Source organism: Streptomyces sp. NPDC024632 (assembly GCF_055559175.1).
Map to the genome: position 1 here is coordinate 9,207 of NZ_JBVHLD010000026.1, position 11,229 is coordinate 20,435.

General features: G+C 68.9%; 2 protein-coding genes and 1 pseudogene. 2 read left to right on the top strand and 1 reads right to left on the bottom strand.

The features are described from left to right. Window positions 1-145 precede the first annotated feature (145 nt). Complete coding sequence (locus ACZ37P_RS36195; RefSeq protein ID WP_467350675.1) at window positions 146-6,367, bottom strand: RHS repeat-associated core domain-containing protein; 6,222 nt, start codon at window positions 6,365-6,367, stop codon at window positions 146-148. Window positions 6,368-6,962: 595 nt separating this feature from the next. On the opposite strand from ACZ37P_RS36195, the gene ACZ37P_RS36200 reads away from it, so the two are divergent. After that, entirely contained in the window at window positions 6,963-9,893 is a 2,931-nt protein-coding gene (locus ACZ37P_RS36200; RefSeq protein WP_467350677.1) for an FG-GAP repeat domain-containing protein, read from the top strand. A gap of 68 nt (window positions 9,894-9,961) precedes the next feature. After that, window positions 9,962-11,229: pseudogene (locus tag ACZ37P_RS36205) on the top strand (hypothetical protein); the annotation flags it as partial.

An 11,229-nucleotide genomic window follows, 5' to 3' on the forward strand; every position in this document is an offset into this window, starting at 1 on the left:
TACCTCCACTCTCCCCTTTTCCTCCCCCCCCCCCCCCCCTCTCCTCCTCCCCCCCCCCCCCCCCCCCCCCCCCCCCCCCCCCCCCCCCCCCCCCCCCCCCCCCCCCCCCCCCCCCCCCCCCCCCCCGCCACTTCACATGCCATGGCTACCAGCCCAGCGTCCCCCACACCGCTGCCGCCGCCTGCTGGTACAGGCGAGCCTGGCCTGCTCTGGTGCCGACTGAGTACAGCAGCGGCAGGTTCTTGACAAACGTACCTCCCTCCCTGACCACGTTCACCCGCCACGCAACAGTGTCGAAGGCCACACCGCTACCAAGTGCCGCCCAGTCGGCGTTGGTCTTCTTGCTCTGCCCGAAGGCGATTCCGCGATTGGCCACCGAAAGCGTGAATGCCGCGGTCCCGACTGCGGCGCAGGCACCTGCCGTGCCCACAGTGCAGACCCCGAAGGCGCCGATAGCGGCGACCTTCACTATGTTGGACCGATTGTCGTAGGCCCACTGACCAGCCGTCTTCACGCCTGAAGAAGCCGCGTCCCAGCCGCTGTTGATTCCGGACTTGATCTTGCCGAAGATGCTGTTCTTCTTCCGCCGCTTCTCTTCGGCGAGCTTCTTCGCGCGTGCCGCGGCCTGGGCCTTGATCCGGGCGGCTGCGGCGGCCTGCTGCTGGGCGCGGGCGTAGGCGTAGCCGTCGTCGATCATGTAGTGGGTGGGGTTGGCCTGGTAGGCGGCGTATTTCTGGCGGGAGGTCGTGTCCTTCTTCGGGGACTGCTGCCAGACCCATTTGCCGTTCTTGTAGGTGTAGCCGGCGTTCATGCCGCGGTCGTTGGCCCACTGGTTGTCGGTGGTGGTGCCGCCGTCGGTGGGGCCGAGGGGGCGGGTGCCCTCGGGGTCGGAGAGGGTGACCGGGTTGTTGTGAGCGTAGGAGTAGGCGTTCATCTGGGCCGGGTCGCCGGTGTCGATGACGGGGTCGACGGAGATGAAGCGACCGAGAACGGGGTCGTATTCGCGGGCGCCGAGGTGGGTCAGGCCGGTCGGGTCGGTGGTGCCGCCGACGAAGCCCTGGGTGCCGGGGAAGGTCCCTGAGGTCGCCCGGATCTGGCCGAAGGGGAGTTCCTTGCGGCGGGTGACCGCGAAGGTGGTCGAGTCGACCGCGGTGGTCGCGGTGTCCTGCTGGTCGGTGAAGAGGTAGGAGATGGTGGCGCCGCTGCGGACGGCGACGGTGTCGCCGTTGTGCGTGTAGTAGCGGGTGCCGGTCTTGGTGGTGCCGTCGGCTCCGAGCTTGAGTTCGCTGCCGTCGGGCAGGGTCAGGGTGCCAGTGCCGTCGACGTTCTTGGCGATGAGCCGGTTGCCGTCGGCGTCGTAAAGGTAGCTGGTGGTCTTGCCGGCCTGGGTGAGGGTGGCCAGGTGGCCCTCCGCGTCCCAGGTCAGGTCCTGGACCTGGCCGCCGGTGGTGCGCTTGGTGGTGTTGCCCGCCTTGTCGTAGCCGAAGGTGCTGGTCGCACCGTTGTCGGCACCGCCCGCGACCGACGTCTGCTGCACCGCGTGCGGCAGCCCGGTGTTCGGTTCGGGCTGGGTGTAGGTGGTGACGGCATCGGTCCCCGCGGAGGCCCCGGTGCCGTGGTCGGTCTGCTCGCTGCGGTTTCCGGCCAGGTCGTAACGGAAGGTCTGCCAGTACGCGTCCGGGCCACCGACGGTGCTCGTGGCGGGCGCCTTGGAGCAGTCGGTCGCCGCCGTCCACGCCTCGGTGAGCTGTCCGAGCGCGTTGTCGGTGAAGCACTGCGTGTCGGTGGACTTGGCCGCGTCCTGGCCGCTGGCGGTGCTGATCGAGGTGATGTTGCCGGCCGGGTCGTAGACGTAGGAGGTGTCGTCGATCCGCTGCGGTGCCAGGTCACGGTCGGTGGTCTGCTGGATGAGGCGGCCGGTGGACTCGTCGTACTGCTGCGACTGGTACACCTTCTTGCCTACCGTGCCCCCGAATTCGGTGCGCACCGGCCTGGAGAAGGCGTCGTACGTCGTGTTCGCGACCAGGACCACGCCGGCCCGGCTGGTGCGGATCGGCATGTCGTCGCTGTTGTAGTTGGTCGTGATCCGCTCGGACGGGACATTGCCCACGGCAGGTGTCAACGTCCAGTCCTGGAGACCGGTCTGGTCGTTGTAGCCGTAGGTCCAGGAGTAGGTGCCCGCCAGTCCGCCGGCCGCGGCCGGAATGGTCACCGAGGTGGAGGTCGGCTGGTAGCGGTCGTTGTAGCCGCCGGTCGCGGTGGTGTACTCGGCGCCGCCGACGAAACGGCTGCTGCTGGTCAACTGCCCCTTGGCAAGCGTGTCGTACGTCCAGGAAGCGAGCGTGGTGCCGCCCTGCTTCAGCGCGGTCTTCCTGCCGAGCTTGTCGTACTCCGTCGTCAGCGTGACGCCGCGGGCGTCGGTGCTGGTGACGGGACGGCCGTCGTTGTCGTAGCCGGTGGTGGACACTCCCTTGTCGGGGTCGTCCGCCTTCGTCTGCCGGCCGCGGTTGTCGAAGGTGTAGGACCACACGTTGCCGGCGGGGTCGGTGACCTTCACCGGCTCGTCGTACTTGCCGTAGGCGTACGTGGTGGTCTGCGATGCCGTCCGAGCCGTGTCGGTGTACTGCATGAGGGCTGTCTTGCGGCCGAGCGCGTCGGTGACGGTGGTGGTGGCCGTGCCGCCCTTCGGCGGGATCACCGTGGTGCGGTCGCCGTCGTAGGCCGTGGTCGTACGCCACTGCTCGTCACCGTACTTGACGGTGATCGCGTCGGTGATCCGCCCGCTGCCGTCGTAGACGTTCGAGGTGGCGTCGGGCACCTTGGTGTCGTCGCCGCTGACCAACGTGGCAGAGGGGGAGCCGGAGGCGTAGTAGGTGCCGTACGTCTTGCGGGTGAAGCCGCGAGTGTCGTAGAGCGTTTCGCTCACCAGCCGGTCCTGCGTGCCGGCGGCCGGCGTCTGCGTCTCGCGGGGGCGCAGCAGACCGTCGTAGAAGCTGTAGATGGTGCTGTAGGTGCCGTCCCTCTTGATCGCCTTGGTTGTGATTACATTCGCGGCGGTACGGGAGATGGAGTAGGCGTACTGGACCGATGGCTGAGTGGCGTGGGCGGCCTTGGCCCAGCCGGGCTTCCAGACACTCGTCAGTCGGCCGAGTCCGTCGTAGACGGCGTCGGTGCGCTTGCCGTTGGCGTCGGTCGAGCCGGTCACGACACCGCGTGTCGGGTCGTACTCGCTGGTGACGGTCTGGCCGAGCGCGTTGGTCTCGGTCGAGGACGTCGGCGCCGCGATGGTGGCAGGGGTGTAGGCGATGGTCGTGCTGTGGCCGAGCGCGTCGGTCTCGGCCAGCTCACGGCCGTGCTGGTCGTAGGTGTGGGTGGCGGTGGTCAGATAACCGGTGCCGGCCGCGTCCTGCTCGTCGACGCGGGTGATGTCGCCCTTGGTGGGCGCGGCGGTCAGGCTGGTGGCGCCGTCGTAATAGTGGCGCTCCACGGAGACCAGGTCCGCGGGCAACGACGGAGTCGTGCCACAGGGTTTGGCGACGGTCCGGACCTCGGCGACCAGCGTCAGAAGATTCGCCGCGGCGTTGGGCGCGTACGTCGTCGTCGCACATTCCTCGTCACCGGACTTGGCGGTGTCGCCGAGCCGGGATTCGGTGAGGACCTTTCCGTCCGCGTCATAGGTGCGCTCGGTCCTGGTCGTGCGCCAGCCGGTGCCGACCGCGGTCGCGGTGGATTCCGAGCCGTTGCCGGTGGCGTACGACGACAGCGCGGACAGGCCGGTGCGGCTCATCTTGGCGGTCGCCGGGCCGTGCCAGGGCTCGTAGCTGGTGGCGGTTAGCAGTTTGCCGCCGTCACCGTTGTATGTCATCTCCTCGCGGGTCATGCCGGCGTAGGAGCTGTGGTCGGTGTAGGCGGCGCCGTCGTGGGTCGTGACCTGGGCGCCGTCGACGCCCCGGAAGTAGCGGTATTCCTTGAGCGTCTTCGGGTCCGAGCCGGCGCCGGTGCGGACCTGGACCAGGCCGTAGCCTTTCCGTTCGCCGTAGGTGAGGTACTTGGCCTTGGTGAACTCGTCCTCGTCCTTGCCCCAGGCCATGCCGCCCACATAGCTGTAATCGGTCTCCTTAGCGGGTGCGCCGCCGGTGTTGTCCTGCTCAATCACCTGCGTGACCGCATAGGTGTGGAACCAGTCCAGGTACGGCTCGTACTCGGCGCCGGGGGCCTGGGGCGGGGACCAGATAACCGGGTAGCAGCGGCGCGTGTTGGACGACGGGGACGGTACGTCGCCCGCCTTGCAGTCCCTGGCCGTGTAGGTGATACCCAGACTCGAGCCGGTCTCGCTGTCGATGCCGTAGACCCGGTAGCGGATCATCGGCGGTACCGGGTCGGGTGAGCCTCCGGTCGTGGCACCCTCGACCCGGTTGTGGAGTTGCTGGCCGAGGAAGGTCACCCGGGGCAGCGCGGCATCGCCGGTACCGGTGTGGCCCGTGCGGGCGATCGAGGCCAGCCACAGAGCGGGCGACGTGCCGTCGCCGGTGGCCGGGAACTGCTGGGTCAGGTCCCAGGTGTCCACAGGCTTGAAGGCGGTGCCGACCAGCACCGAGGTGTCGATCTTCGTCAACCGCTTGCGGGTCCAGAACGACGGCGAGTAGTTCCCGGTGCAGGTCGCGCCGGTCGCGCAGTACTGGTCGAAGGGCACGTCGGGCCAGTTCACCGCGTGGGCCTTGTCGAACGTACCGCAGTCGGTCAGGCAGCGCTCGGCGACGGTGAAGTCGACCTTCGCCGCGGGCGTCGCGTAGAAGTTGCTGGAGCGCAGGCCGTACTCGATGCGCTTGAGGTAGCCGCCGCGGGTGTAGGGGGTGGACGTGGCGGCGCCGGTGTCCGGATTGACGTTGCGGCCGTAGGAGTTGGACTCCTTGGCCCAGTAGTACGTCATCGCGTCGCCGTGCGGGTCGACCACCGCGTCCAGATTCCATCGCCACGCCTGTTGGCACCAGGAGTCCGCGAAGGCGGTGGCGTGGCAGGGCTCGTCGGCCTGGTTGCCGTACACCGGCACGGTCCAGGTGGAGTTGGTCTCGTCCTTGCCGGTGGTCCAGCCCGCCGGGCGGTTGAGGCCGAAGTAGTAGACGGTCCCGTCCGGTGTGGTCACCTTCCAGTACTCACCGTCGTTGTCACCGTTGTTGTTCGTGGAGCTGGTGAGCTTTTCGGCCTTGGTGCCGTCGTCGCTCTCCAGGTGCCACTCGCCAGTGGTGTCGTCCTTGACCAGTGTGTTGCTGTGGCCGTTCAGGTTCAAAACGGCGTTGTCCTTCTTCCAGCACTGGTCACCGACCTGGGCGGTGGTGTTGCTGCCCGACGTGTCGTCAGTGCAGGACACGTACTGCCGCTCGATGTAGCCGGGGTCCATCGACCAGCCGTCGCCGATCCAGTTCGCCTGGTTATTGGTGGCCGCGGTCCGGCCATCGACCGACTGGGAGGCGTAACCGAGCGAAAGGTCCGGCTGCACACCGCCGGCCGCCTCGGGGGTGTCGATGCCATACGTCCAGGAGAAGCCGCCGTTGCTGCCGCCCGCCGACCAGGACGCGGACGGGGCCAGCGACGTCGCCTTGAAGTCACCGGCGGCACCGGCCGCCGAAGCCGTCACGGCCAGCAGCACGGTGCCGTCGGTGGCGCTCAGGCCGGTCACGGAAGGCGCGGCCGGCTGCGCCTTGCCGACGGGTGCGGTCTGCGTACCGGCGGTGGAGGCCGTCGCGGCCGTCAGGTCCACGGCCGCCGCCAGCGTTCCGGCCTTGGTGTCGTTGTCCGTCGTCAAAGCCTCGCTGGCGGTGCACGCAGGGGCCGTCGGGGAGGTCAGCGCGCAGGAGGGCAGCTTGCGCAGTTGCAGCCGGGACGCCCAGTCACCGCCGTAGGCACTGCGGAAGCCGGAGTAGTCGACCTGGACGTCGACTGCGCCCTTGGCGCCCTGAGCGGGCTTGACCGCGATCACGACGCCGTCGATGCCGAGCTTCTTCGCGGTGTCCTGGCCGAGCACCTGCACTTGTGCCTGCTGTGGGCCGGGGTCGGTGGCTCCCTTGGCCGTGTGTGTTCGGGCCGCGCTCTGCCGGAGGCGTACCGGGAGCGAACCGGCCGCCTTACGGGCCGTGCCCGCAGCGGGTATCGCCGCCGTCGCGGTCCCGGCCGCGGGCCAGGTCACCTTCGGCGCACCCTTCCAGGCGTGCTGCGCGGCCTCGTCGGTACGCGCCTTCGGCTTCGCCCCGACCGGTGTGGCCGGAACCGGGTGCGGCTTGGACAACTTGAGCAGGCTCAGTTCGGCAGCGGCCGCCACAGGACCGGCCAGCAATCCGAGCAACAGATACACGACGAGCGAAAGGCTCACGGCATAGGCCGCTCTTTGCCGACGTGTCCTGGCCCGTGCGGGACTCCGCTGAAAATGGGTCCGCAAAACGGACACTTTACCCCCCCAAGGGCTCACGCAGTGTTGACGATTCGGCTGACATTAGCACCCGCAAAGAGCCGTCAAAGAATCAGGCCGACCGCGAATTCTTCGCTTCGATTCCCATAGCACAAGAATTTGAATATTTGACAGGCTTCACCGCTTACCGGCGCTAATGGACGCCTATGCCCAACTTGCTCCGCCATCGTGAGCTGCACAGATGACCAGAAGGACTCCACGGGCGGTCCAGACTGGCTTGATCCATGTGCATACTCAATGCACGCGCAGACCCGCCTCCGAACGCGGGTGACCGCGCGGTTTTCTCCGATGCCACACGACGATCCGTGCTTCACGTGGCAACTGAAAGGATCCTGGTTTGAAGTATCGAAGGGGAGCGATGCGCACAGGAAGGTGGCGAATTCCACTCGCCGCTCTCGTGGTGGCCGCCGTGCTGTCTCCGGCGGCAACTGCCCTACCCGCTCAGGCAATTGACAGCACGTCATCCACGGCCACCGGGGGGACCGGGACGACCGATGAGGTGTCCGAGGCCGTCGCCCGTGCCGCCGAGACCGGGCAGCGGGCCGAGGTGCTCTCGGAACGCACCGAGACGGCACAGCTGTTCGCCAATCCGGACGGGACGTTCACGCGCGACCAGTACGCGACCGAGCAGCGCGTCCGTCAGGGCAACAAGCTGGTCGACATCGACACGACGCTGCACCGCGGTACGGACGGCCGGATCGTGCCCGCGGCGACCGCAGTCGGTCTGGAGTTCTCCGGCGGCGGCACCGCTCCGCTGGCCACCATCACCCGGGACGGCCGCAGCATGTCGCTGTCCTGGCCCACGGCCCTGCCCGCGCCAACGGTCGACGGCGACAGCGCCACGTACCCGGAGGTGCTGCCGGGCGTGGACCTGAAGGTGCGTGCCGGGACATCGGGCTTCGGCGAGCTGCTGGTGGTCAAGTCGGCGGAAGCGGCGGCCGATCCGGCGCTGAAGACGCTCAGACTCAAGCTGGCCTCCGACGGCGTCGACGTCAGCACCGACGCCACCGGCAATCTGCGGGCGGTCAACCCTGCAGGGCAGGAGGTCTTCACCGCGCCCGTCCCGCGCATGTGGGACAGCTCCACCGCACCGGCGGCCGCGCCCTCGGCCGGACAGCGGTCCCGGCTCGCCGCGTCTGCGCAGGACACGCCCGGACCCGCCGTCCCCACCGACGAGTTCGAGCCCGGCCACGGCTCGCAGCAGGCGGCCGTCCCGATCGACGTCACGTCCTCCACGGTGACATTGACGCCCGACCAGTCCCTGCTGACTGGCGACGACGTCACGTACCCCGTCTACATCGACCCCACGATCGGCGGCTCCAAAGAGGCGTGGACGATCGCGTACAAGAAGTACCCGACGGGCACGTTCTACAACGGTGCCGGCTGGGGCGGCAGCGGTTCCTCCACCGGCGACGCCCGGGTCGGCTATGAGAACGAGACCAACGGCCTGGCCCGCTCGTTCTTCCGGATGGACTCCAACAACCTCTGGAACACCAACAAGGCGATCACCAAGTCCACCTTCCGGATCAAGAACTCGTGGTCATGGTCGTGCAACGACGCGAGGGCGGAGACGTGGCTGACGGGATCGATCTCCTCGTCGACCAGCTGGAACAACCAGCCGTCGTGGGCCACCAAGCTGTCCACCAGCACGGACTCCCACGGCTACAACTCCTCCTGCCCCGCTGGCAATCTCGCCTACGACGTCACCGCCGCGGCCAAGGAAGCCGCCACCAAGCACTGGCCGAACATCACGCTCGGCATGCGGGCCACGAGTGAGACCGACGTGTACGCGTGGAAGAAGTTCACGGCGAGCACCGCGGTGCTCTCCACCGACTACAACACCTACCCCGGCAAGCCGTCCGGCCTCTACACCAACCCGTCCTCCGGCAACGACTGCGGGGCCAACAGCACGTACACGACCATCGGCAACACCGATGTGACGCTCGGCGGCACCTTCTCCGACCCTGACGGAGGCACCATCAAGGCGCACTTCAACCTGTGGCCCACCGGTCACGGCGGCGCCACCAACGAGGTCAACACAACGGTCAGCGTGACCTCGGGCAAGAGCGCCAGGCTCCTCATCCCCAAGGCCACCCTGACCAAGCTGCTCAAGGACGACGGCATCACCGGGGCGGGCAACTTCAGCTGGCGCGCCAGCGCCGAGGACAGTTCGCTGAGCGGACCGTGGAGCACCAACTGCCACTTCACGTTCGACGCCGCCCGGCCCAGCAACCCGCCCAGTGCGGACTCCCAGCAATTTCCCGAAGCCGTTGACGGCTGGCCTGCCACCACCGGCCGGTCCCGCACCGAAGGCACCTTTACCCTCAGCAGCGGTGGGATCGCGGACGTCGCCAGTTACGAGTACTGGACCGACTGGGACCCGACGGTCCGCAACGCCGCGCCCAAGACCGCGGGCGGCTCGGTCGACATCAAGCTGACACCGCCCGCCGCCGGCGCCCACACGCTGGCCGTGCGCAGCCTGGACAAGGGCGGCAACAGGTCGGACACCTTCTCCTACCGCTTCTACGCCAACGGCCCGGCCACCCCGGACAAGGCAGGCGACCTCAACGGCGACGGCACCTCCGACATGTACGGCGTCACCACCGACGGCGATCTGCGCTTCTACGCGGGCCAGGGCAGCGGCTTCCTCGCCCCGTACACCGCCGGCGGCGCCACCGACTTCAACGGCGCCTCCATCACCCACCGCGGTGACTGGACCGCCGACGGCTACGAGGACCTCGTCGCTCTCCTTCCCGGCACCGACGGAAAGTCGCTGGAGGTCTTCCCCAACAACGGATTCGGCTACGCCTGCACCGCCAGGGACGAACAGGCCGACGGACAGTCCCAGTCCTGCCTCTACGACGAACAGCAGCTCAGCGTCTACGACCCGGCCAACGACCACTTCTCCGACGCCGACCAGATCCTCGCGATCGGCGACGTCGACGGCGGGCTGGACACCGACGGCGACGGCACCATCGACGTGCCTCCGCACCCCGACCTGCTCGTGAAGGAAGGCGACCTGCTCTGGCTCTACTTCGGGTCCGACTCCTTCTACCTCGACGAGACCACTCCGCCCGTCCTGGTGGGCAACGGCAGCTGGTCCGGCTTCGACCTGACCGCGCCCGGCGACCGTGCCGGCGACGGCCACGTCGACCTCGTCGCCCGCAGCAAGGCCAACGGTGACCTGCGGTTCTACAACGGCACCGGAACGAACGGCGACGGGCTCGGTTCGGCTCCGACCGTGATCGGCACCAACTGGACGCCGGCCAACCGCCCGCTGCTCACCGCGGCCCCGGACGCCGACGGGGACGGCAAGCCCGACGTCTGGTCCTCCGGAGGAGACGGCAAGCTCTACTTCTACTCCGGCATCCAGGGCTCCGGCACCGCGGTCGGCACCGCCGGCTGGAACGGCTTCCAGCAAATCGCCTGACCCGAAGTCCGCACTCCTTTCGCGGCGGGCTGCACCGCGGCCCGCCCCTCCACCTCAAGGAATCGCACGTGAAGCACGTCTCTCACCGCCGCGTAGCGGCTGCGGCCGCCGTGGCTCTGGCTGCGGGCACCGCCGTGAGCCTTCCGCCCGTCGCCGCGGCGGACGCACCGCCTTCCGGACCGGCGATCGCCGTCGGTGACGCGCACATCGCCATGTACGGAGAGCCGGGCGATCTGGACGTCACCGTGACCGCACCTCCGGCCGCGGATGCCTACATACGCCTGGACCTGCAGGACTCCGGGCTCGATCAGCTCCGCGTCACCGACGACACGGGCAACGCCGTACCCGTGGTGCGGCGGCCCGGCCTCGCGGCGACCGTCACGATCGGCGACACCGACAGCGATCACAACGGCATTCCCGGCGCACCGCTCCAAGCGGGAACGGTGCATCTCCACGTGTCGGCCGGATACCCGATCGCGGAGGCGATCCCGGTGACCGGCTCCATCATCGCCGGCTCCGACGGCAAGGTCGTCGCACACAGCACGATCGCCACCAACGGCGGCATCTTCATCGCCCAACCCCACCTCTCGGCCTCCTGGACGTCCGCGGGCGGCACGCAGGTGCCGTGGGGAGCCGCCGTCCCGATCGCGACCGGCGACACCCGGGCGACGACGGCAACCGTACGGACACGACGGGTAGGTACGGCTCCGGCCGCCTCGTCGACGCGATGGACACTGCCTGCCGACGCGATCACCGCCGCCGGATACACCGCCCGGCAACTCGCGGCCGGACTGCACGTCGCCTACGCCACCGACGGCACAGCCTTCCGCACCGCCTCCTGGAGCATCACCGACGACGGATCCCTCACGCTGCAACTGCCGGCCCGTCAGTGGGACACCACGGCGGACGGCGAGCTTCTGGAGCGCCTGGAAGTCACCAGTGACTGGGGGCTGCCCGCCGGTACGCTCGACGGCCGCCTTGAGACCACCGGCGCCGACGGCCGCCCCTACGACAGTGCGGCCACCCGCCTGACGCTGACGGCCGACACGGTCCCCGCCGGCCACCGCGCCGCCTTCTACGGCCGTGACACCGCCGGGACCCTGTGGCAGTACCAGGCCACTCCCGACCCGGCCGCTCCCGGCAAGCTCGGGCCCAGGACGCGGGTCGGCCCCGGCTGGAACACGTACACCACGATCGCCCCGCTTGGCTCGCTGACCGCGGCCGGTACCGGAGACCTGGTGGCACGCGACCACGACGGCGTGCTCTGGTACTACCGGGGCACCGGCAAGTCCGGCGGCCCGTTCTCGGCACGCACGCGCGTCGGACCCGGCTGGAA